This is a genomic window from Yimella lutea (assembly GCF_006715095.1).
GTDB classification, from domain to species: Bacteria; Actinomycetota; Actinomycetes; order Actinomycetales; family Dermatophilaceae; genus Yimella; species Yimella lutea.
Map to the genome: position 1 here is coordinate 864,914 of NZ_VFMO01000001.1, position 21,274 is coordinate 886,187.

Below are 21,274 nucleotides of genomic sequence, written 5' to 3' on the forward strand. Positions count from 1 at the left end.
CATGGGTGGGTCTGGGGTCGAGTGGCTTGACGACGAACAACAGCTCGCGTGGCGGCACTACATCCGCGGTTCACGGGCGCTGGAGACTGTGCTCGACAACGAGGTACAGACCGAGGCAGGCATGTCGCTGTCGGAGTTCGAATTGCTCTCGATGCTGTCGGAGGCACCTGACCGGGTGCTGCGGATGAGCACCCTCGCCGAACTCATCGTCCAATCACGCAGCCGGGTCACGCACACCGCCAACCGTCTGGCACGCCGGGGCTGGGTCGAACGGCGTGCTGCCGCCGACGACGGCCGCGGCGTCGAGCTGGTCCTCACCGAAGCCGGGATGGAGGCCGTCGTGGTCGCCGCCCAGGTGCACGTGATGAGTGTTCGCCGGCATCTGGTCGACGTGCTGGAGCGCCTGGAGTTGGTGGAGCTCGGTGCCGCGATGATGAAGGTTCGCGCGTCACTGTGAATCGACTGTGAACCCGGGCTGACGCCGTGGGAGGATTTCGTTTGACCGCTCCCACCTGGGACACTGGCCTCATGTCCACCGCCTCGACGTCGGCTTCCGCTGCCCTGCTCGACCGAGCCCGCCGGGTCACGCCCGGCGGTGTGAACTCCCCGGTCCGCGCGTTCCGCGGCGTCGGTGGCACGCCCCGTTTCATCGCCTCGGCGAAGGGTCCGTGGATGACCGATGTCGACGGCAACGAGTACGTCGATCTCATCTGCTCCTGGGGCCCGATGATCCTCGGCCACGCCCACCCCGACGTAGAGCGTGCGGTGAGCGAGGCTGCGTCGAAGGGGTTCTCCTTCGGCACGCCGAGCGAGAACGAGGTCGCGCTCGCCGAGGAGATCGTCCGCCGGGTCGAGCCCGTCGAGCAGGTGCGCCTGGTCAGCAGCGGCACCGAGGCGACGATGAGCGCGCTGCGGCTGGCGCGCGGATTCACCGGCCGGACGAAGGTCGTGAAGTTCGCCGGTTGCTACCACGGACACGTCGACGCTCTGCTCGCCCAGGCCGGTTCCGGTGTCGCGACGTTCGCGCTGCCCGACTCCGCGGGTGTCCCCGAATCGAATGCGCACGACACGATCGTGTTGCCCTACAACGACATTCCTGCGCTCCAGGCTGCGTTCGTCGAGCACGGTGACGAGATCGCCTGCGTCATCACCGAGGCGAGCCCGGGAAACATGGGCGTCGTCCCGCCGGCCGAGGGCTTCACCGCCGCGCTGCGTCGCGTCACCCGCGACCACGGGGCGCTGCTGATCAGCGACGAGGTCATGACCGGTTTCCGTTGCTCGCAGGCGGGTTGGTTCGGCCTGGAAGGTCCGCAGGGCGACGGCGTGCCCGACCTGTTCACGTTCGGCAAGGTGATGGGCGGTGGCTTCCCGGCCGCCGCGTTCGGTGGTCGCGCCGACATCATGAGCCGCCTGGCTCCCGACGGCCCCGTCTACCAGGCCGGCACCTTGTCGGGTAACCCTGTTGCCACGGCGGCCGGACTGGCCACTTTGCAGGGCTGCACCCCCGACGTCTACGGACGTCTGGAGGTGGCCGCCCGCGCGATCGCCGCAGCCGCGAGCGAGGAACTCGACAAGGCCGGAGTGCCGCACGTCGTGCAGTGGGCCGGGTCGATGTTCAGCGTCTTCTTCCGCGACCGCCCGGTGCGCAACTATGACGACGCCAAGGCCCAGGACACCGAGGCGTTCGGACGGTTCTTCCACGGGATGCTCGACCAGGGTGTCCACCTGCCGCCGAGCGCGTACGAGGCCTGGTTCGTCAGCGCGTCCCACGACGACGCCGCAGTGTCCAAGGTGATCGATGCGTTGCCGGGCGCGGTCCGCGCCGTCACGGAAGGAAGCCGCTGATGGCTGCTCGTACCGTCGTCCACCTGGTCCGTCACGGCGAGGTCGAGAACCCCGAGGCGCTGCTGTACGGACGGATGCCCGACTTCCATCTCTCGCAGCTCGGTCGCGAGATGGCCATACGGGTGGGGGAGTACCTCCAGTCGCACGACGTGACCCACCTGGTGAGCTCTCCACTGGAGCGCGCCCAGGAGACGATGGAGCCGCTGGCCGAGACACTGCGCCAGGAGGTTACCCTCGACGATCGCGTCGTCGAGGCGGCCAACGACTTCGAGGGCATGACCGTCGGTTCGAACCCCAAACAGCTGCTCAACCCGCGCCTGTGGCCCAAACTGGTCAACCCCATTCAGCCGTCCTGGGGCGAGCCCTACGAGCAGATCGCGACCCGGATGCGCGCTGCGATCCACGACGCCCGGGTGGCCGCCTCTGGTCACGAAGCTGTGATCGTCAGCCACCAGTTGCCGGTCTGGACGGCGCGGTTGTCCTTCGAGGGACGCCGCCTGTGGCACGACCCGCGTAAGCGCGAGTGTGCGCTCGCGTCCGTCACCAGCCTCACGTTCGCCGTTGACGAACTGTTGAGCATCCAGTACTCCGAGCCGGCCGGTGAGTTGCTGGCGCGCGCGTCCAAGGTGCCCGGAGCATGACCCGAGTGTTTCGTCGTCTGACCGCAGGTGCTGTTGCCGTTCTGTTGGCCGGGTCGTTGGCTGCATGTTCGGACGACCCCAATTCGATCGGCGCGCAGGCCAACAAGGGCGATTCCAAGGGGTACGTCGCCGGTGACGGCACCATCGAACAGATCGGTTCGGGTGAGCGGGGCAAGCCGGTGAGCCTGTCCGGCAAGCTGCTCGACGGCACGCAGTGGAGCAGTGACCAAGCGACCGGCAAGGTCGTCGTCCTCAACGTGTGGGGAGCCTGGTGCCCGCCGTGCCAGGAAGAACTTCCGCACCTGCAGAAGGCGTGGACCGGTTGGCAGGACTCCGGCAAGCCGGTGGTGATGCTCGGTATCAACCAGCGTGACTCCGTGCAGCGGGCGCAGGCCATGCTCGACAAGTTCGCGATCAGCTACCCCTCGCTCGCCGAGGACGGCGGCCGGGCGCTGTTGTCGCTGCAGGGCAAGGTGCGCGCCTACCCGACCACGCTCGTCCTGGACAAGCAGCACCGCATCGCCGCGCGGGTCTCCGGCGAGGTCACCGAGAGCACGCTCAACGGTCTGGTCGACGACGTCCTGAAGTCGTCATAGTGCTCGCTGACGTCGGCTCGACGGTCGTCTCCGGCAGTCTGCCGGCGGCGATCGCGTTGGCCCTGCTCGCGGGCGTCGTCTCATTCGCCTCGCCGTGCGTGTTACCGCTCGTGCCTGGCTTCCTCGCCTACGTCACCGGCCTCACCGACGAACAACGAAGGACCCGCCTGGTCACCGGCGCGTTGTTGTTCGTGCTCGGTTTCGGCGCCGTACTCGTGTCGGTTGCGGTGGCGCTCGGATTCGCCCTGGAGGCAACGCAATTGCACCGTGCCGCGATCACCCGGGTCGCCGGCGTCGTGGTCATCCTGCTGGCGCTCGTCTACCTCGGTTTCATCGGGCAACGCGGCTTGCCGGTGCACTGGCGGCCGACCGCGGGGCTGGCCGGAGCACCCCTGCTCGGCGTCGCGTTCGGGCTAGGGATGACCCCGTGCATCGGCCCGGTCTACGGGGCGATCCTGACCGTCAACGCGCCGCTGGCAGGCGACGGCGGCATCGTCGGACGCGGCGTCGTGCTCGCGATCTGTTACGCGATCGGGCTCGGGATCCCGTTCGTACTCATCGCCGCCGGGTGGGCGCGGGCCGAGCGTGCCTCGCGCTGGTTGCGTGATCACCACCGTCCGATCCAGTGGGTCGGTGGCGGGCTGATGCTGTTGGTCGGAGTCCTGATGGTCCTCGGAGTTTGGGAGCAGTTCATTGTCTGGATGCAGACGAACCTTGTCGGCGTCGACGGATTCCGGACGGTGATCTGATGGGTACGAGCACGCGGACCGCACAACCCAAACTCGGTCTCGTCGGCACCCTGCGCTGGTTATGGCGCCAGCTGACCTCGATGCGCACGGCGCTGTTCCTGCTGTTGATGCTGTCGGTGGCGGCGGTGCCGGGCTCGATCTTCCCGCAGCGCTCGATCAACGCCCAGCGGGTGACCGAGTACCTCGACCAGCACAAGACCACCGGGCCCTGGCTCGACCGGTTCGGCTTCTTCGACGTCTTCTCCAGCCCCTGGTTCGCGGCCATCTACATCCTGCTGGTGATCTCGCTGCTCGGCTGTGTCATCCCGCGGATGCGCATCCACTACAACTCGCTGCGCTCACCCATTCCGCAGGTGCCCGCGCGTCTGGGACGCCTGCAGGCGAGCGCCGACGAAAGGGTTGCGGGTGACCCTGCGAAGATCATCGCCACCGCGCGAGAAGTGTTGGGGCGCAAGCACTATCGCCTGAGGGAAGACTCCGGCGACGACGCCCGCACCCAGGACACCCACGAACTCGCGGCAGAGGGCGGCCGGATGCGCGAGACCGGCAACCTGCTGTTCCACCTGTCGCTGGTGATCGTCATCGTGGCGGTCGCGATGGGTTCGCTGCTCGGTTGGCGCGGCGATGTCATCGTGCCGGAGAAGAGCGAGTTCTCCTCGACCATGACCCGTTACGACACGATCGACCCGGGCCCGTGGGTCGACCTGGAGAAGCTGACCCCGTGGTCGCTGACTATGGACAAACTCGATGTCGCGTTCGAGGAGAACGTGCCGCAGGACTCCCCGCAGTTCGGGCAGCCGCGCAGCTTCATCGCGTCCGTCACCACCCAGGACGGCGAAGGCGGGTCGCCGCAGAAGTCGCAGATCTCGGTCAACCATCCGCTCAGCATCGGCGGTTCGGACGTCTTCCTGCTCGGCAACGGGTACGCACCGAAGGTCGTCGTGCGAGACGCCCGAGGCAACGTCCTGTACGAGGACGCCACGCCGTTCCTGCCGCAGGACAACAACTACCGCTCGGTGGGCGCCATCAAGGTGACCGGTTCCGCGCCCAAGCAGCTGGGTTTCTTCGGGCTCTTCCTCCCGTCGGTCGACTTCGACGACAAGCAGGGCCCGTACTCCACCTTCCCCGACCTGCGAAAGCCCGCGCTCGTCCTTGGTCTCTACGAGGGCAATCTCTTCCCGGGCGGACGCCCGCAGTCGGTCTTCTCGCTCGACACCCGCGAGATGACCCAGGTGAAGGCGCAGAACGGTGAGCCGCTGCGGATGATGATCCGCCCCGGTGAGACCATCCAGCTGCCCGGCGGCCGCGGTTCGATCACCCTGGAATCGGTGCCGCGCTGGGCCGGACTGTCGGTGCGCTCCGATCCCGGCAAGCTGCCGGCGCTGATCGGCGCCACCTTGGGCCTCATCGGCCTGGTCATGTCGATGGTGCTTCGCCGTCGCCGCATCTTCGTGCGGGTCACCCCGGACGGCGAGGGCACCAACCGCGTCCAGGTCGGTGCCCTGGCCAAGGGTGACGACCCACGCCTGCAGCTCGCGGTCGACGAGCTGATGCAGACGCTTCGAAGTGGCTCCACGGACGCCACGTACCCTGAACAGGTGAAGAAAGCAGGTGCACGATGATCACGTCCTTCGTAGCGAGCGAGGTGAACGAGTCCCTCGCTGAGATCGGCGTCGACCTGCTGTGGTCGTCCGCGCTGGTGCTGACCCTCGCGATGCTCGCCTTCACCCTCGACCTCGCCGGGCACCCCGGACGCGTCGCCCGGGCGCAGGCCCGTCGCACGGCGCGCACCCACGAGCAGATCGAGGAGGCCGGCGACACCGCCGTCCTGACCGAGGTCGACACGCCTGGCGCGCCTGAGAAGCGCCAGTGGGGCGGCATCGGCATCTCGCTGGCCTGGCTCGGCACGTTGCTGCTCATCGGCTCCGTCGCCGCACGTGCGTTCTCGGTGCACCGTCCGCCGCTGGGCAACATGTACGAGTTCGCGATCGTCGGCTCGGCATTCGTGATGCTCTGCTACCTGCTGTGGGCGCTGCGCCACGACGTCCGTTGGCTCGGCGCGTTCGTCACCGGCACCGTCGTGCTGTTCGAGATGCTCGCCGCGATGGTGTTCTTCACCGAGGCCAGCCAGTTGATGCCGTCGCTGCGCAGCTACTGGCTCTCGATCCACGTCTCCGTGGCGACCCTGTCCGTCGCGCTGTTCACCGTCGCGTTCGTGCTGCACGCGCTGTGGTTCATGCAGTCCTGGCGTGAACGTCAGCCGGGCAAACTGGCCTTCATGGACGCCGTCCCCGGCAAGGACACGCTCGACCGCCTGGCGTACGGCGTCCTGATCATCGCCTTCCCGCTGTGGACGTTCACCCTCATCGCAGGTGCGATCTGGGCGCAGGAGGCCTGGGGCCGCTACTGGGCCTGGGACCCCAAGGAGGTCTGGACGCTGGTCATCTGGGTGCTCTACGCCGCCTACCTGCACGCCCGCATGACCGCCGGTTGGAGCGGCCGCAAGTCGATCTACGTCGCGCTCGCCGGGTTCGCCTGCGTGCTGATCAACTACGGCATCGTCAACGTGTTCTTCGTCGGTCAGCACTCGTACTCGGGTATGTGATGGCGCGCTACACCGTCCTGCGCCTGCTGATCTTCTTCGGCGTCCTCTGCGCGCTCTGGCTCGCCCAGTTGCGCGGCTGGCCGCTGCTTCTGCTGTCGGCGGTGGTCTCCGCGATCATCTCGGTGTTCGTGTTGGCCGGCCCGCGCGAGCAGGTCGCCCAGAAACTCGAGGAGAAGGTCACCGAGCGCCGCGAGCGCACCGACGACCACCGTACGGCCGAGGACGAAGAGGACGAGGAATCGCAGGAGTACACCGACCGCTGAGTGTCTCGGACGCGAATGTGGCGCGAATGTGGCGCGAATGTCATGAAGGGTGAGGCGTCAGCGCCTCACCCTTCATGACATTCGGAGTGCGTCAGCCGAGGCGAAATGCGAGGTAGAGACCGAGACCGAGCGCGAGGCCGTAGGTGAGGCTGGTCAGTCCGGCACCGGCGAGCGCGGGGACGAGGTCGCGCCCCTTCTTGCCCGACAGCACCGTGCGGACCGGCAGGATCGCCGGCAGCAGACCCACGAACCCGAGCGCCGCGTACGGGTGGCCGATCGCGATGAGCACCACGACGACGGCGGCGACGGCGTACATCGCCACGAACAGCGTCCGGGTGGCCTTGTCACCGATGCGGACGGCGAGCGTGCGCTTGCCCGAGACGGTGTCGCCGGGTATGTCGCGCAGGTTGTTGACCAGCAGGATCGCGACGGCGAGCGCACCTACTCCGATCGCCCCGGCGATGGAGGCGAGGTTGAGTTCTTTGGCCTGCGTGTAGGTCGTGCCGAGCGTCGCGACGAGCCCGAAGAAGATGAAGACGAACAGTTCGCCCAGACCCATGTAGCCGTAGGGCTTGTCTCCGCCGGTGTACTTCCACGCCGCCCAGATCGACGCGACACCCCCGAGCAACAGCCACCAGGTGCTCGACAGGGTGATCAGCGCGAACCCGCAGAACGCTGCCCAGAAGAAGGCGATGAACGCGGCCAGCTTCACGTTGGACGGGGTGGCGAGCCGTTGCCCGACCAGGCGGACGGGGCCGACGCGGTCCTCATCGGTGCCGCGGATGCCGTCGGAGTAGTCGTTGGCGTAGTTGACCCCGATCTGCAGCAAGGCCGCGACCAGCAGCGCGAGCAGCGCGTACCCGAGGTTCGCGCCGCGTGGCAGCAGGTAGGACGCACCGGTGCCGACGGCGACGGGCGCGACGGCGGCGGGCAGGGTGCGCGGGCGGGCGCCGGCGATCCACTGGTTCAGGGTTGCCATGGGCGGTGCGTGCTCCAGGAGGGCAGGCCGAATCAGGGTTCGGCGACGGGAGGGGTCATCCAATCTTGCCACTGATCGGAGGTCCGCAGCGCCAGGCGGTCGGGCTTGCCGGGGCCGCGCAGGGGGAGTTTGTCGAGCACGAGCAGGCGTCGGGGGAGGGCATACGGGGGCAGGTCCGCGGCGAGGGTTTCACGGATACCGGCGAGCGTGATCGGCGAACGGGCGACCACGGCCGCGCTGACGACCTGCCCCCATTCGGGGTGGTCGGTGCCGAGCACGACGGTTTCGCGGACCTGTGGAAGGTGGGACAACGCGTCCTCGACGAGGCGCGGTGCGACCTTCATACCTCCGGTGTTGATGAGGTCGTCGGCGCGTCCGAGCACCTGCAGGCGGCCGTCGGCGAACCGGCCGAGGTCCCCGGTGCGGAAACCACCCTCGGTGTCGAAGACCTCGGTCGTGAGTTCGGGTTCACCCAAGTAGCCGAGGGCAACGGTGTTGCCGCGCAGGGTGATTCGGTCGTCGTTCAGTTCGACAGTGGTGCCCTCGAGCGGAACTCCGTCGTACACGCACCCACCGGCGGTCTCACTCATCCCGTACGTCGTGTGCACGCGGACGCCGGCATCAGCGGCTCGTTGCAGCAGCGCCGGTGCGCTCGCCGCGCCGCCGAGCAGGATCGCGTCGTAGGAGCGCAGTGCTGTCAGGGCATCGCTGTCCAGCAGCCGGACCAGTTGGGTCGGCACGAGCGAGGTGTATCGGCGCTCGCCGGTCAGTTCGGCTGTGGCGCGGACGAATTCGTCGGTACCGAACCTTCCGAGACCGACGGGTTCGGTGCCGGCCACGATCGAGCGGATCAGCACCTGGGTACCGGCGATGTGTTGCGGCGGCATCGGCAACAGCCATTGGCCAGGGCCGCCCAGCCGTTCGTGTGTCGCGGTCGCACTGGCGCGCAGGTTGCCGGCGGTGAGCATCGCTCGCTTGGGTCGTCCGGTGGAGCCGCTGGTCGAGACCACGAGGGCGACCCCGGCCGGCACGTCGGTCTCCCCGGGTGCACCGGCGTCCGTCAGTGGCGCGATCGCGTCCCCGCCGTTCAACGCCTCGTGCAGCGCTCGCCGGTAGTTGCGCAAGTCGCGTGGATCGACGACGAACGGGAGGAGGCGGGTCACGGTCCGACCCTACGACCCGCGTCCCGCCGCTTCTCCCTAGCCTGTGCCCATGGCTGACAAGCGACTGGCAGTGGTGACCGGGGCGAGCAGCGGCATCGGACGGGCGACGGCCCGACGGCTCGCGGCGGACGGGTTCGAGGTGATCTGCGCGGCGCGCCGCACCGAGCGCATCGAGGAACTCGCGGCGCAGATCGGCGGCCGAGCCGTCACCTGTGACGTGACCGAGCCCGAGGACATCGAGCGATTGGCCGACGAGGTCGGCGACCGGCTCGACGTCCTCGTCGCCAACGCCGGCGGAGCGATCGGTACCGAGCATGTCGCCGACGCCAAGCTCGAGGAGTGGCGGGCGATGTACGACACCAACGTGATCGGCGTGGCTGCGTCCATCCAGGCCCTGTTGCCGGCTCTGAAGAACGCGCACGGCGCGATCATCACCATCGGCTCGGTGGCCGGGCTGGTCGCGTACGAGGGCGGCGCCGGCTACTGCGGTGTGAAGGCCGCCGTCCGCTCGCTGATGATGGCGCTGCGCCTGGAGCTGGTCGACCAGCCGGTGCGGGTCTGCGAGATCGATCCGGGCATGGTCAAGTCGGACGAGTTCTCGCTGGTCCGTTTCCACGGCGACGCGACGAAGGCCGAAGCGGTCTACGACGGGGTCGAGGCACCGCTGTCGCAGGACGACATCGCCGACACCGTCGTATGGGTCGCATCCCTGCCCGAGCACGTGAACATCGACCAACTCGTGGTCCGCCCGCGGGCGCAGGCGGCTGCGCACAAGGTCCACCGCACCGGCTGATCCGGCCGACCGGCACAATGGCCGCGTGGACAACGACCAGTTGCTGGGCCTGTTGCAGGAAGTCGCCGCCGAGATCGTCACCCCTCGATTCAGATCCCTCGCCGCGCACGAGGTGATGGAGAAGAACCCGGGCGACCTGGTGACCGTCGCCGACCGCGAGTCGGAACTGGCGATCGCCGCCCGCCTCACGGACGCCTACCCGGACGCGTTGATCGTCGGCGAGGAAGCCGTCGCGGCCGAGCCGTCGATCCTCAAGCGCACCCCGGACGCAGATCACTGGTTCACGGTCGACCCGATCGACGGCACGAAGAACTTCGTCAACGGTTCTCCCGATCACGCGTTGATGGTCGCCGAGATGCGCGGACGCGAGGTGGTGCGCGGGATCATCTGGCAGCCGGAATACCGGACGGCGTACGTCGCCGAGCGCGGGGTGGGAGCCTTCCGCAACGGCATTCGACTGGAATCGGTGGAACGCGACCAGGAGACGCTTTCCGGACACACGTCCCGACGCTCGCTGCTGAACGAGCAGATCGGTGACCTGCCGCCGCTGAAGCTGTCGTGGGTCTGCTGCGGAGTCGACTACCCGCAGCTGGCGGCCGGTGACGCCGACTTCCTGCTGTACGGCGGCTCGATGCCCTGGGACCACGCGCCCGGCTCGCTTCTGCTGGCCGAGACCGGAGGAACCGTCGGGTATGCGGACGGTTCGCCCTACGACCCGACCTCTTTGCAGACCCCGCTCCTCGCGGCCGGCGATCGCACCACCTTCGACCGGGTGCGCTGCGAGCTCGCCAGGCACTCGGCCGCGACAGCCTGACCGAAAGGCCGCAGAACGCGCGGGTCAACGCGCCCTTCTTACCGACTTTGGGGTTGCTCAGCTTACGCTGAGGCCGGACGCTTTCAGCCAGTCAACCGGCGTCCGGACGTTCGGTGCGGAAGAAGACGAACGACTTTCCGCCCACCTGGTAGACGCGGCCGTCGGTGCAGGTCGTGTGCGGCATGCCGGCGGCAATCTCGTGGACGTCGGTGACCTTCGCCTTGCGTGAGCGAGCCATCAGCGGGGCAGATGCATGTAGGCGTCCTGGACGCGTCGCTTCCACCACTGGATGCGGTCGGGAGACGCCGCCCACCGGTCGAGCAGTTCCGGTTCCGGAGTGACTGTCCGGACGGAAAGCGAACCATCGTGCGGCACGACGGAATCGGTGACCACGTCTGCGTCGAACAGTTCGATCGTTCCCAGGCCGCACGCGAACGGCAGGTCCGGAAGCGCGGCTGCGAATGCGACTCCCGCCGACATGCCGACACTGCTCTCGAGCGCCGACGACACGACGACGGGCAGCTCGATCTGTTCGGCGACCCGGAGGGCGTTCCGGACGCCACCGAGCGGAGCGACCTTGACGACCGCGACGTCAGCAGCGTCCAGTTCCTTGACCCGGAACGGATCCTCGGCCTTGCGGATCGACTCGTCCGCTGCGACCAGGACGTCGATCCCGTTGCGGGCCAATGCCACTCGCAGAGCGGCGAGGTCCTCGACCCGGGTGCAGGGCTGCTCCACGTACTCCAGGCCGTACGGGGCGAGCTGGGCGATCGCGTCCAGGGCGTCGTCCACCGTCCAGCCGCCGTTGGCATCGACCCGGATGCGGGCGTCCGGACCCATCACCACGCGGGTCGCAGCGACGCGGGCCAGGTCGTCGGTCAGTGACTGACCGCGTTCGGCGACCTTGACCTTCGCGGTGCGGCACCCGTCGTACCGCGCCAGCACGTACTCCACCTCGTGGTCGGCGACGGCGGGAACGGTCGCGTTGACCGGTACCGAATCGCGTACCGCCTCAGGGAATCCGTGCCAGCCCGTCTCGATCGCCGCAGCCAGCCACCTGGATGATTCCTCGGGGGCGTACTCCAGGAACGGACCGAACTCGCCCCACCCGGAAGGTCCGTCGAACAGCGCGACCTCACGGTGGTCGACCCCGCGGAACCGTGTGTTGAGCGGGAGTGACACGACGTGCAGTGCCGCGATGAGGTCGTCGGGGCCCGGAAGGTTCACCTCATCATCATGACAACATCGCGGCATGCGTGAACAGGGGAGGCAGCCGCACAGTCATCGGTACGTCCGCACGGTGGTGCACCGGCGATCTGCGGGATCGCGATGATGGCTGCCGGTTTCGTGGCGATGACGGGCCTGCCCGATGGTGGTTCGCCCCCGCCGGAACCCCGGCCGGAGTATCGATCCTCTGGCTGGTGATCCTTGCTGGGTGGATCCGCGCGGCGCGAATCACCCCTTAGTCGCTCCCTGCAGTCGTGGCCGGCAACATCCTGTGCGCCGGCGCCGGCCTGTACGTGAGGCACAGCCGCCGTCGGTGACCGGAATGACTAGGGTCGGTCGGGTGAGTGAGCAGACCAGCGCCAACCCCTTCCGTCCCGAACTGTGGGAGCCGGTCGACGGGTTCGACTTCACCGACATCACCTACCACCGCGCGAAGGACCTCGGTTGCGTGCGCATCGCGTTCGACCGTCCGGAGGTGCTGAACGCGTTCCGGCCGCACACCGTCGATGAGCTGTACCGGGCTCTCGACCACGCACGCCGCACCGCGGACGTCGGCGTCGTCCTGCTGACCGGCAACGGGCCCGGCCCGCAGGGATCCGGTGCTGCCGGCAAGTGGTCGTTCTGTTCCGGCGGTGACCAGCGCATCCGAGGTCGTTCGGGCTACCAGTACGCGGACGGCGAGACCGCGGACACCGTCGACGAACGCCGCGTCAAGGCCGAGGGCGGACGTCTGCACATCCTCGAGGTGCAGCGCCTGATCCGCACCATGCCCAAGATCGTCATCGCGGTCGTCGGCGGCTGGGCGGCCGGCGGCGGTCACTCGCTGCACGTCGTCTGCGACCTGACGATCGCCTCCCGCGAGCACGCCCGCTTCAAGCAGACGGACGCCGACGTCGGCTCCTTCGACGCCGGCTACGGGTCGGCGTACCTGGCCAAGATGGTCGGCCAGAAGTTCGCCCGTGAGATCTTCTTCCTCGGCCGGCCCTACAGCGCGCAGGACATGCACCGCATGGGCGCGGTCAACATCGTCGCCGACCACGCTGAACTCGAGGACGAAGCGCTCCAGGCGGCCCGCGAGATCATGGGCAAATCGCCTCAGGCACAACGGATGTTGAAGTTCGCGTTCAACCTCACCGATGACGGTCTGATGGGCCAGCAGGTGTTCGCAGGTGAGGCGACCCGGTTGGCGTACATGACCGACGAAGCGGTCGAGGGGCGCGACCAGTTCCTGGAGAAGCGGGACCCGGACTGGTCACCCTTCCCGTGGTACTTCTGATCAGGCCCGCGCTTGCCGATAGTGCTGCGGGCTCACGCCGTACTCCTTCTTGAATGCGGCGCTGAGGCTGTACGGGCTCGCATAGCCGACCCTTCGGGCGATCGCTGCGATCGTCATCGATGGTTCGTGCAGCAGGTCGGCAGCGAAGCCCAGGCGCCACTGACGCGCCGGTAGCGCCCCCGTCCGACCCCGTGCCGCACAGTTTTCCTAGGGTGTTCACATGGGGGAGATCATCGAGGCCACAGGCCTGTCCAAGAGGTACGGAGATCATCAGGCCGTCGACAACGTCGACCTGACCGTCGAGGAGGGATCCTTCTTCGGCATTCTCGGCCCGAACGGTGCCGGGAAGACCACACTGCTGGAGATCATCGAGGGCATCCGCAAACCGGACGCCGGGACGGCGCGCATCGCCGGGGTGGAGGTGTGGCCGCGCAACACCGAGATCCTCACCAAGATCGGCGTCCAGTTCCAGTCGGCCGCTTTCTTCCCGAAACTGACTGCAAGAGAACAGATCCGGGCGTTCGCCGATCTGTACGGTGCACCCGAGTCGCGCTGCGACGCTCTGCTCGAGCAGTTCGGTCTGACGCAGAAGGCGGGCACGCTCACCGAGGACCTGTCGGGTGGCCAGTCCCAGCGGCTGTCCATCGCCTGCGCTCTGGTGCACGACCCGCAGGTCGTCTTCCTCGACGAACCGACCGCAGCGCTCGACCCACAAGCACGCCGCAACCTCTGGGACGCCCTGCGCGGCATCAACGCCGAGGGCCGCACCGTCGTCCTCACCACGCACTACATGGACGAGGCGCAGTCGCTGTGCGACCAGGTGGCGATCATGGACCACGGACGCATCCTCACCGTCGACAGCCCACGCGCTCTCATCGCGCACATCAACGCGCCGCACAAGATCACCATCGACCGCGATCTCATGTCCGTTCCGGATGCGGCCGCGATCGGTGGTGTCCACTCGGTCGAGGACACCGGTGAATCCCTCACGATGATCACCGACGATCCGGCGCCCGTGCTCACCGCCCTCGCCGAACGCAAGGCACTCGCCGGCGTCGGGGTCAGCGGAGCCAGCCTCGAGGACGTCTTCCTCGAACTCACCGGACGGGAGTACCGCGCGTGAACTCACCCCACGAAGTTCTCCGCTCGTACCTCGCTCCGATACTTCGCGGGGGCCCCGGCACCGATGGTGGAGTGACCGGAGAAAGGGAGTGCTGCTCATGAGTCACACCACCGAAGAGACTCGGGCTCCCGAACAGACCGGCCGCACCCAGCTGGGCAAGCCCAAGGGTTTCGCCACGCTGGCTCGGGCGCAGTGGAAGGCGTTCATCCGCGACAAGCAGATCCTGTTCTGGATGCTGGCGTTCCCGCTGGCCTTCCTGCTGCTGTTCGGGGTGCTGAACGGTTCGTCCGGTGATGCCCCCAAGACCGAGATGACGCAGGTCGGTTCGGTGCAGTTCGTCGACCGTATGCCGGCCGACGCCAAGAAGCAGTGGGACGAACTGTTCGAGGTCACCAAGACTTCCGATCGTGATGCCGCTCTGGCCAAGCTGAAGAAGGGCGACACCGACGCCGTCCTCGAACAGACCGGTGGCGGTCTGGTGCTGCACTACTCCAGCGCCGACCAGGTGCGGGCCGCCACCGTCCAGGGCACGGTGAGTTCGTTCGTCGACCGGTCGAACCTTGCGATCGCCGGCGTGAAACCAGCGGTGTCGCTGCAGGCTCAGCCGGTCGAGGACGCCTCCCTCAAACCGATCCAGTACCTCACCCCCGGCCTGCTCGGGTTCGCGCTCGCGATGGGTGGCACGTTCGGCGGCGCCATGACCCTGGTCAACTGGCGCAAGACCAAGCTGCTGCGCCGGATGCGGCTGACCCCGACGAACACCTGGGACCTCGTGGCCTCCCGTGTCGTGGTCTCGATGGTCATCGCGGTGCTGCAGTTCGTGCTCTTCATCGCGGTCGCCATGGCGGTGTTCGGCCTGAAGCTGACCGGTTCCTGGTACATGGCGCTGCCGCTCGCGCTGTGCGGAATGCTTGTGTTCATGGCGATCGGACTGATCGCCGGTTCGGTCTCCAAGAGCGAGGAGGCGGCGTCCGGCCTCGCAAACCTCATCGTCCTGCCGATGTCCTTCCTCGGCGGAGCGTTCATTCCGCTCGACTTCGCGCCGGCATGGCTCAAGACCGTTGCGAACTTCCTGCCGATGGGTCACCTCACCGAAGGAATGTTGGACGTGATGGTGCGTGGCGAGGGACCGACCGCCGCGCTGATGCCGATGGCGATCCTGCTCGCCTTCGCCGCCGCCTTCACGCTCATCGCAGCGAAGATCTTCCGCTGGGAGGACTGAGCCATCGGCGTCGAAGCATCCGGTCGGCGTGGCCCGCCCCACACCGGTCGGACGCTTCGTTGTGGACCGTTGTGCACCCGTGCTGCGTAACCTCGAACGCGTGGGAAACACGATCCTCTACGTCATTCTCGCGCTGTGCGTCCTCGGACTCGCAGCGATCGGTGTACGTGCCCTGATGGATCGGCGCGCCGAGCACCGCCAACATGCCTACCGGCCCGAACGCCCGGCGGCCGAACGTCGCAGGCGCCGCACTCCCACCGAGTAGGTCCCGGCGTCGGGGAGCGCGCAGCTTAGGCTGGTTTCGCGGAACGGATTCGCCACTGTCGCGTCCGACCGCAGGGCACAGAGTTGCCCCGATGCGACCAGGGAGGAAGTCATGTCTAACTACGCCGGAGAACCCAAGCGCCGAGGTCTTGCCCTCACCATCGTGGGCGCCGTGATGATGCTGGTGCTCGCTCCGGCGGCGTTCGTCGTCGGCACCGTGTTCGGGGTGAAGGGTGCCGTCGACCTGGTGCAGTCGGCCCCGATGGTCACCAGCGGTGGGAGCGTCCCCATGTCGGCCGGACAGACCCGCGACATCTACGCCTACGTCGGCGCATCGTCGTCGGACTCCGGCATCGAGACCGACTCCACCCTCGGCGACTCCGTGCCCGCGTGCAAGGTCACCTCACCGTCCGGTGCCGACGTGCCGGTGTCGAGCGCGACCGGCAACACCAGTTGGACGCGCGACGGCGGCCGCTACGGCTCGGCCGGTAGCTTCACCGCCCAGGAGGCGGGCGATCACGCCGTCGACTGCGGCAGCGCCTCGGCCATCGTGCCGGACGGTGACCAGGCCAGTGAAGCCGCCACGAAGGCTGCCTGGGGGATCGGCGGCGGCCTCATCGGCGCCACCATCATCGGGATCCTCGGCCTCATCATGCTGATCATCGGCATCGTCAAGCTGGTCAACTCCGGCAAGGAGCGCTCGCAGTTCCGCATGCAGCAGCAGATGGGCCAGTGGAACAACCAGCCGCGCTGGTGATCCGCCGTTCGTCCGTCCGGCGACGGTGAATCGAGTTCGGAGGAAAGGCGCCGGACGCGTTAACCTTTGGCCGTCGGCCCTGCGCGCCCGCAGGCGACGCATTTTCCGAAACTGATCAGCAAGCAGGTGTGACGTGCCCAGCGGCAAAGTGAAGTTCTTCGACGCGGACAAGGGGTTCGGATTCGTCTCCGGCGACGACGGCAAGGATGTCTTCCTGCCCTCCAGTGCCCTGCCCGCCGGCACGACCACCCTGAAGAGCGGCACCCGCCTGGAGTACTCCATCGTCGAAGGGCGACGTGGTGCGCAGGCGATGACTGTCACCCTGCTCGACCCGGCGCCGTCGCTGGCCGCCCGTCACCGCAAACCGGCCGACGACATGGCGATCATCGTCGAGGACCTCATCAAGCTGCTCGACGGTGTCGGCAACGGTCTGCGCAAGGGCCGGTACCCCGACAGCTCCCACTCGGCGAAGGTCGCCTCGGTGCTGCGCGCCGTCGCGGACAACCTGGACGTCTGATGCCGGCCGACACCACGACCAGGGCAGCGGCCCCGCGCCGAACGGCGCGCAAGAGCGCCGCGCCGAAGCCGGACAAGGTGCTGTTCGACGCCGTCGACCTCGCCCGTGAAGCAGCCGTCTCGATCGCGACCCCGAACACGGTCGGCGATCACGAGGGCGCGGTCATGCTCGGCGAGCGTCTGGCGATGCATTACTTCACCTGCACCAACAAGGGCTACCGCGGGTGGCGCTGGGCGATCGCGGTCGCTCGTGCGCCGCGGGCGAAGGTCGCGACCGTCTGCGAGACCAACCTGCTGCCCGGTGACGACGCGGTGCTGGCGCCCGAGTGGCTGCCCTACGCCGAGCGACTGGCCCCCGGTGATGTCGGCCCGGGCGATGTCATGCCCTACATCGCCGACGACCCCAACCTCGAGCCCGGCTTCGAGGCGACGGGCGACGAGGACGTCGACCACATGGCGTTCTTCGAACTCGGCCTCGGCCGTCCGCGCGTGCTGTCGCGTGAAGGACGCGAGGCTGCTGCCACCCGCTGGTACGACGGCGAGCACGGCCCGCGCGCCGCGGTCGCGGCACAGGCCAAGGGCAACTGCAGCGGATGCGGTTACTTCCTGCCGATGGCCGGCGCGCTGCGTCGCTGCTTCGGTGTCTGCACCAACGAATGGTCGCCGAGCGACGGCACCGTCGTCTCCCTCGACCACGGGTGCGGTGCCCACAGCGAGATCCACGAAGAGGCCCCGACACCGGAGAAGATCGAGCCGCCCGTGCTCGACGACTTCGCCGTCGATGTCGAACAGGGCTGAGCAGCAAGCAGATTCACCTGAGAAGGGCGACCTGGGATTGCAGCTCGCCCTTGCTCGTTGCTGGTCCGTCTCGAGTCAGGCCGTCGGCTCGCGCCACTCCCGCTCGAACGGCAGGCGCCACGCAGTGGGTGCGACCAGTTGGTGGATCTGGTTCGGACCCCAACTGCCCTGCCCGTAGGGGCGCACCGGGGGCGGGTTGTCCAGCAGCGGCTGGCTGACCTCCCAGAGACGTTCGATGCCCTCGGACGTCGTGAACAGCGTGTGGTCGCCGCGCACCGCGTCGTAGATCAGACGCTCGTAGGCCTCCAGTGCTGCCGCCGAACCGGTCGACTCCTGCATCGCAAACTGCATCGAGTGCTTGTCCAGACGGAAGCCGGTACCGGGTCGTTTTCCATAGAACGACAACGACATTCGCGATTGGTCGGCCAGGTCGAAGGTCAGGTGGTCGGGGCCGTGCTGGCTCACTCCGGAGCCGGCCGGGAACATCGACTTCGGCGGCTCCTTGAACGCGATCGAGATGATGCGCTGGCCCTGCGCCAGGCGCTTGCCGGTGCGCAGGTAGAACGGGACGCCGGCCCAGCGCCAGTTGTCGATGTAGCACTTGAGCGCGATGAAGGTCTCGGTCTCCGATTCGGGGGCCACCCCGTCCAGATCGCGGTACCCCTGGAACTGACCGCGCACGACGTTCTCGGGCTGGATCGGCATCATCGACCGGAAGACCTTGTTCTTCTCCTCGGTGATGGCTTGCGGTTCCAGTGACGTCGGCGGCTCCATCGCGGTGAAGGCGAGCACCTGGAACAGGTGGGTGACGACCATGTCGCGGTACGCACCGGTCGCCTCGTAGAACGCCGCGCGGGTTTCCAGGCCGAGGGTCTCGGGCACGTCGATCTGGATGTGGTCGATGTGGTTGCGGTGCCAGATCGGCTCGAACAAGCCGTTGGCGAACCGGAAGGCCAGGATGTTGAGCGCCGCCTCCTTGCCCAGGAAGTGGTCGATGCGGAAGATCTGTTCCTCGGCGAACACCTCGTGCAGCTTCTTGTTCAACTCCACCGCCGTCGCGAGGTCGGTGCCGAACGGCTTCTCCATCACCACGCGGCTGTACGCCACAAGATCGGCGGCGGCGAGCGTCTGGATCACCGAGAGCGCAGCCTTCGGCGGGACGCTCAGGTAGTGCAGTCGACGCGGGCGCGAGTCGCCGTCGTACCCCTGTTCCGCTTCTGCGACAACGGCTTTCAACGCTTCCGGGCCGGCATCGCTGCGCACGAAGTAGAGCCTCTTCGCAAACTCCTGGAAATCCTTCCGTGCCTCCTTGCGGGAGGAGAACTCGGCGATCGCCTGCTGCGCGAACTCGACGAAACTCTCCCGCGTGTGGTCATCGAGCGAGGTGCCGACGACGCGCACATCGTTGAGCAGTCCGCTGCCCCACAGGTGCAGCAGGCCGGGAAGCAGCTTGCGGCGGGCGAGGTCTCCGGTGGCTCCGAACAGGACGATGGTTGTGGGCCGTTCCGACATGCCGCCCAGTCTGCCCCTCCCGGCACGGCTGTCGCGAGCCCGCAGCAGGTGAAATGCGTCGCTGCGTTCTCGGAGGTGTCGGGCTGCCCCGACACAGCGTTGGCCAGAGCACGGGATGTGGCCGCCGCTCGGCGGTCCATAGCGTCGATGACATGATGACGACACAGTTACCGACCTCGGCCGAGAAGACACTCATGTCGACGACGCACCATACTCGTCAGCGGATTCCGACCCCTCGCGACGTGCTGCGGCGTCTTCCCGGTGACGCGGCGTACCTGTTCCTGTCTTGGCCGGTCGCGCTGCTGGCGTTCGCGCTCGCCTGCATGTTCTTCGGAATGGTCAGCAGCGTCGTCCTGGCGCCGGTCGCCGTCCCGGTGGCGCTGCTCGTCGCGTCCTGGGCGGCACAGACCGAGCGGCGCCTGCTGCGCCGCTTCCAGGGGGTGGACGACGCCCACGGTGCGTACTACCCACTGCGCCAGGACGATTCGATGGTCGCCAAGGCGTGGACGCTGGTACGCGACCCGCAGCGTTGGCTGGACGCGGTGTGGTCCGCGGTCGGCTGGGTGATCTCGACGATCACCTGGATCATCCTGATCACCCTGTGGGGCACCGTCATCGGCCTCGTGTTCTGGCCGGCGTGGGGCTGGGCGTTGCCGCAGGACGGCAGCGGGTCGCTCGCGGGGTTGATCTTCGGGTTCACCTCCTACGGAGCTCAGGCGGTGGTCGAAGTCGTCTTCGGGATCCTGCTGCTGATGATCGCGCCCTACGTGACGGTCGGTCTGGCGCATCTGCAGAGCCTCGCCTCCCGCGCCATCCTGTCCAGCCGGTCGCAGCAGCAGGTCATCGAACAGTTGCGCTCCAGCCGCGACGCCGGGCGGTCGGCCGAGACCGATCAGCTGGCTCGTCTCGAGCGTGACATCCACGACGGACCACAGCAGCGGTTGGTCCGTCTGAAGGTCGACCTCGCCCGCATCGAACGACAGTTGGGCTCGGATTCACCTGCGGCAGAATCGATCCGGGCTGCAATCGTCAGCACGCAGGACACGCTGGAGGAACTGCGAGCGCTGTCCCGCGGTATCGCTCCACCCACCCTCACCGAGCTCGGACTCGTCGCCGCGGTGCGCCAGGCAGCCGCTCGTCCCACCGTCCCGGTCTCACTGACCACGAACCTTCCCGAGGAGCGCGGCGTCCTGCCGTCGCACGTGGAACAGGCCGCCTATTACGTGATCAGCGAGGCACTCACGAACGTCGCCAAGCACAGCGGCGCTCGCAACGCCTACGTCGAACTGACTGTCGATCACCATGAACTCGTCGTCGCCGTGACGGACGACGGTGTCGGCGGCGCGGACCTGGCCAAGGGCAGCGGCCTGCGGGGGCTGGCCGAGCGGCTGCGTTCGGTGGACGGCAGGCTGTCGGTGGACTCACCCACAGGTGGCCCGACCACACTGCTGGCTCTCATTCCCCACGGACGAAGGTGTACTGATGCGGATCGTGCTCGCCGATGACTCGACGCTGCTGCGCGAGGGCGTCCAGCTGATCCTCACCGATGCCGGTCACCAGGTCGCGGCCGACGTCGGCGACGCACCGACCCTCGTCGAGGCGGCGTTGCGGGAGCGTCCCGATCTGGTGATCACCGACGTCCGGATGCCGCCCACAGGTTCGGACGACGGTCTGCGTGCTGCGGTCGAGATCCGACAGGCGTGGCCGGAGGCCCGAATCGTCGTCCTGTCGCAGTACGTCGTGCAGGCGTACGCCGATCAGTTGCTGGCGTCCGGAGCGGCCGGCGTCGGATACCTGCTCAAGGACCGCATCGGCGACATCGACGAGTTCCTCGCCGCGATCGACCAGGTCGCCGCAGGCGGCACCGTCCTCGACCCGGACGTCGTCTCGCAGCTCATGGTGCGGGCGAAGGACCCCGTCCAGTCGCTGACCCCGCGTGAACGACAGGTGCTCGAACTGATGGCGCAGGGGCTCTCGAACGGTTCGATCGCGGGGCGGTTGTTCGTCACCGGGGGAGCGGTGGAAAAACACACCCAGCGGATCTTCGCCAAGCTCGGTCTGTCGCCGGACGACTCAGCCGGGCACCGACGGGTGCTCGCTGTGTTGGCTTACCTGCGCGGGTCCGACTGAC

General features: G+C 67.8%; 24 protein-coding genes and 1 pseudogene. 19 read left to right on the plus strand and 6 right to left on the minus strand.

What is annotated here, in order from left to right; translation table 11 throughout:
- The first annotated feature begins 1 nt into the window (after position 1).
- The 8 genes from FB459_RS04130 (at position 2) to FB459_RS04165 (ending at position 6,699) form a co-directional block, all read left to right on the plus strand.
- Positions 2 to 457 carry a MarR family winged helix-turn-helix transcriptional regulator gene (locus FB459_RS04130; RefSeq protein WP_141927551.1) on the plus strand — a complete coding sequence of 152 codons (456 nt, stop codon included), beginning with the start codon at positions 2 to 4 and terminating at the stop codon, positions 455 to 457.
- A gap of 71 nt (positions 458 to 528) precedes the next feature.
- On the plus strand, positions 529 to 1,845 hold the full coding sequence (gene hemL / locus FB459_RS04135; RefSeq protein WP_141927552.1) for a glutamate-1-semialdehyde 2,1-aminomutase: 1,317 nt from the start codon (positions 529 to 531) through the stop codon (positions 1,843 to 1,845).
- A complete protein-coding gene (locus FB459_RS04140; protein WP_141927553.1) occupies positions 1,845 to 2,486 on the plus strand; it encodes a histidine phosphatase family protein in 642 nt (213 codons plus the stop codon). Before hemL ends, FB459_RS04140 begins: the two co-directional genes overlap by 1 nt.
- A complete protein-coding gene (locus tag FB459_RS04145; RefSeq protein ID WP_141927554.1) occupies positions 2,483 to 3,082 on the plus strand; it encodes a TlpA family protein disulfide reductase in 600 nt (199 codons plus the stop codon). The genes FB459_RS04140 and FB459_RS04145 overlap by 4 nt, the downstream gene beginning before the upstream one ends.
- The gene (locus FB459_RS04150; protein WP_141927555.1) at positions 3,082 to 3,831 is read left to right on the plus strand and encodes a cytochrome c biogenesis CcdA family protein; all 750 of its coding nucleotides are present in this window, start codon (positions 3,082 to 3,084) and stop codon (positions 3,829 to 3,831) included. The genes FB459_RS04145 and FB459_RS04150 overlap by 1 nt, the downstream gene beginning before the upstream one ends.
- Positions 3,831 to 5,453, plus strand: coding sequence for a cytochrome c biogenesis protein ResB (resB, locus tag FB459_RS04155; RefSeq protein WP_129625215.1), 1,623 nt, complete (start codon positions 3,831 to 3,833; stop codon positions 5,451 to 5,453). Before FB459_RS04150 ends, resB begins: the two co-directional genes overlap by 1 nt.
- A complete protein-coding gene (gene ccsB, locus FB459_RS04160; protein WP_129625216.1) occupies positions 5,450 to 6,436 on the plus strand; it encodes a c-type cytochrome biogenesis protein CcsB in 987 nt (328 codons plus the stop codon). The genes resB and ccsB overlap by 4 nt, the downstream gene beginning before the upstream one ends.
- Complete coding sequence (locus tag FB459_RS04165) at positions 6,436 to 6,699, plus strand: DUF4229 domain-containing protein (protein ID WP_129625217.1); 264 nt, start codon at positions 6,436 to 6,438, stop codon at positions 6,697 to 6,699. Before ccsB ends, FB459_RS04165 begins: the two co-directional genes overlap by 1 nt.
- Positions 6,700 to 6,790: 91 nt before the next feature.
- On the opposite strand, the gene FB459_RS04170 is transcribed toward FB459_RS04165, so the two are convergent.
- Together FB459_RS04170 and menE are read right to left on the minus strand one after the other, a co-directional pair.
- The gene (locus tag FB459_RS04170; RefSeq protein ID WP_129625218.1) at positions 6,791 to 7,678 is read right to left on the minus strand and encodes a 1,4-dihydroxy-2-naphthoate polyprenyltransferase; all 888 of its coding nucleotides are present in this window, start codon (positions 7,676 to 7,678) and stop codon (positions 6,791 to 6,793) included.
- Positions 7,679 to 7,710: 32 nt separating this feature from the next.
- Positions 7,711 to 8,841 carry an o-succinylbenzoate--CoA ligase gene (menE, locus tag FB459_RS04175; protein WP_141927556.1) on the minus strand — a complete coding sequence of 377 codons (1,131 nt, stop codon included), beginning with the start codon at positions 8,839 to 8,841 and terminating at the stop codon, positions 7,711 to 7,713.
- Positions 8,842 to 8,890: 49 nt separating this feature from the next.
- On the opposite strand from menE, the gene FB459_RS04180 reads away from it, so the two are divergent.
- Positions 8,891 to 9,634, plus strand: coding sequence for an SDR family NAD(P)-dependent oxidoreductase (locus tag FB459_RS04180; protein WP_141927557.1), 744 nt, complete (start codon positions 8,891 to 8,893; stop codon positions 9,632 to 9,634).
- 25 nt (positions 9,635 to 9,659) lie between these two features.
- Positions 9,660 to 10,448, plus strand: a complete 789-nt coding sequence (locus tag FB459_RS04185; protein ID WP_141927558.1) for an inositol monophosphatase family protein — start codon at positions 9,660 to 9,662, stop codon at positions 10,446 to 10,448.
- Between the two features lie 91 nt (positions 10,449 to 10,539).
- Here the strand turns inward: FB459_RS04185 and FB459_RS17135 are convergent, their stop codons facing one another.
- Together FB459_RS17135 and FB459_RS04190 are read right to left on the minus strand one after the other, a co-directional pair.
- The gene (locus tag FB459_RS17135; RefSeq protein WP_170221614.1) at positions 10,540 to 10,686 is read right to left on the minus strand and encodes a hypothetical protein; all 147 of its coding nucleotides are present in this window, start codon (positions 10,684 to 10,686) and stop codon (positions 10,540 to 10,542) included.
- Positions 10,686 to 11,675 (minus strand): o-succinylbenzoate synthase, encoded by a 990-nt coding sequence (locus FB459_RS04190; protein ID WP_246092311.1) that lies wholly within the window; start codon positions 11,673 to 11,675, stop codon positions 10,686 to 10,688. The genes FB459_RS17135 and FB459_RS04190 overlap by 1 nt, the downstream gene beginning before the upstream one ends.
- A 322-nt stretch (positions 11,676 to 11,997) precedes the next feature.
- Here FB459_RS04190 and FB459_RS04195 point away from each other — a divergent pair, with 322 nt between their 5' ends.
- Positions 11,998 to 12,951 (plus strand): 1,4-dihydroxy-2-naphthoyl-CoA synthase, encoded by a 954-nt coding sequence (locus FB459_RS04195; RefSeq protein WP_141927560.1) that lies wholly within the window; start codon positions 11,998 to 12,000, stop codon positions 12,949 to 12,951.
- On the opposite strand, the pseudogene FB459_RS18110 reads toward FB459_RS04195, so the two are convergent.
- Positions 12,952 to 13,107 (minus strand): annotated as a pseudogene (locus FB459_RS18110) (helix-turn-helix domain-containing protein); the annotation flags it as partial. It abuts the gene before it with no gap.
- 64 nt (positions 13,108 to 13,171) lie between these two features.
- Between FB459_RS18110 and FB459_RS04205 the strand changes: the two are divergent.
- The 6 genes from FB459_RS04205 to FB459_RS04225 all read left to right on the plus strand — a co-directional run bounded on the left by FB459_RS04205 (position 13,172) and on the right by FB459_RS04225 (position 17,631).
- On the plus strand, positions 13,172 to 14,074 hold the full coding sequence (locus FB459_RS04205; protein ID WP_129625225.1) for an ABC transporter ATP-binding protein: 903 nt from the start codon (positions 13,172 to 13,174) through the stop codon (positions 14,072 to 14,074).
- A 97-nt stretch (positions 14,075 to 14,171) separates the two neighbouring features.
- Complete coding sequence (locus FB459_RS04210) at positions 14,172 to 15,296, plus strand: ABC transporter permease (protein ID WP_141927561.1); 1,125 nt, start codon at positions 14,172 to 14,174, stop codon at positions 15,294 to 15,296.
- A 100-nt stretch (positions 15,297 to 15,396) separates the two neighbouring features.
- Positions 15,397 to 15,561 (plus strand): hypothetical protein, encoded by a 165-nt coding sequence (locus tag FB459_RS17140; RefSeq protein WP_170221677.1) that lies wholly within the window; start codon positions 15,397 to 15,399, stop codon positions 15,559 to 15,561.
- A 111-nt stretch (positions 15,562 to 15,672) separates the two neighbouring features.
- A complete protein-coding gene (locus FB459_RS04215) occupies positions 15,673 to 16,317 on the plus strand; it encodes a hypothetical protein (RefSeq protein ID WP_141927562.1) in 645 nt (214 codons plus the stop codon).
- A 133-nt stretch (positions 16,318 to 16,450) separates the two neighbouring features.
- The gene (locus FB459_RS04220; protein ID WP_129625228.1) at positions 16,451 to 16,834 is read left to right on the plus strand and encodes a cold-shock protein; all 384 of its coding nucleotides are present in this window, start codon (positions 16,451 to 16,453) and stop codon (positions 16,832 to 16,834) included.
- Complete coding sequence (locus FB459_RS04225; RefSeq protein WP_141927563.1) at positions 16,834 to 17,631, plus strand: DUF3027 domain-containing protein; 798 nt, start codon at positions 16,834 to 16,836, stop codon at positions 17,629 to 17,631. The genes FB459_RS04220 and FB459_RS04225 overlap by 1 nt, the downstream gene beginning before the upstream one ends.
- A gap of 75 nt (positions 17,632 to 17,706) precedes the next feature.
- Here the strand turns inward: FB459_RS04225 and zwf are convergent, their stop codons facing one another.
- Entirely contained in the window at positions 17,707 to 19,143 is a 1,437-nt protein-coding gene (gene zwf / locus FB459_RS04230) for a glucose-6-phosphate dehydrogenase (RefSeq protein ID WP_141927564.1), read from the minus strand.
- A 152-nt stretch (positions 19,144 to 19,295) separates the two neighbouring features.
- Between zwf and FB459_RS04235 the strand changes: the two genes are divergently transcribed.
- Both FB459_RS04235 and FB459_RS04240 read left to right on the plus strand, forming a co-directional pair.
- On the plus strand, positions 19,296 to 20,648 hold the full coding sequence (locus FB459_RS04235) for a sensor histidine kinase (RefSeq protein ID WP_170221688.1): 1,353 nt from the start codon (positions 19,296 to 19,298) through the stop codon (positions 20,646 to 20,648).
- Positions 20,626 to 21,273 carry a response regulator gene (locus FB459_RS04240; protein ID WP_141927566.1) on the plus strand — a complete coding sequence of 216 codons (648 nt, stop codon included), beginning with the start codon at positions 20,626 to 20,628 and terminating at the stop codon, positions 21,271 to 21,273. The genes FB459_RS04235 and FB459_RS04240 overlap by 23 nt, the downstream gene beginning before the upstream one ends.
- The last annotated feature ends 1 nt before the right edge of the window (position 21,274 follow it).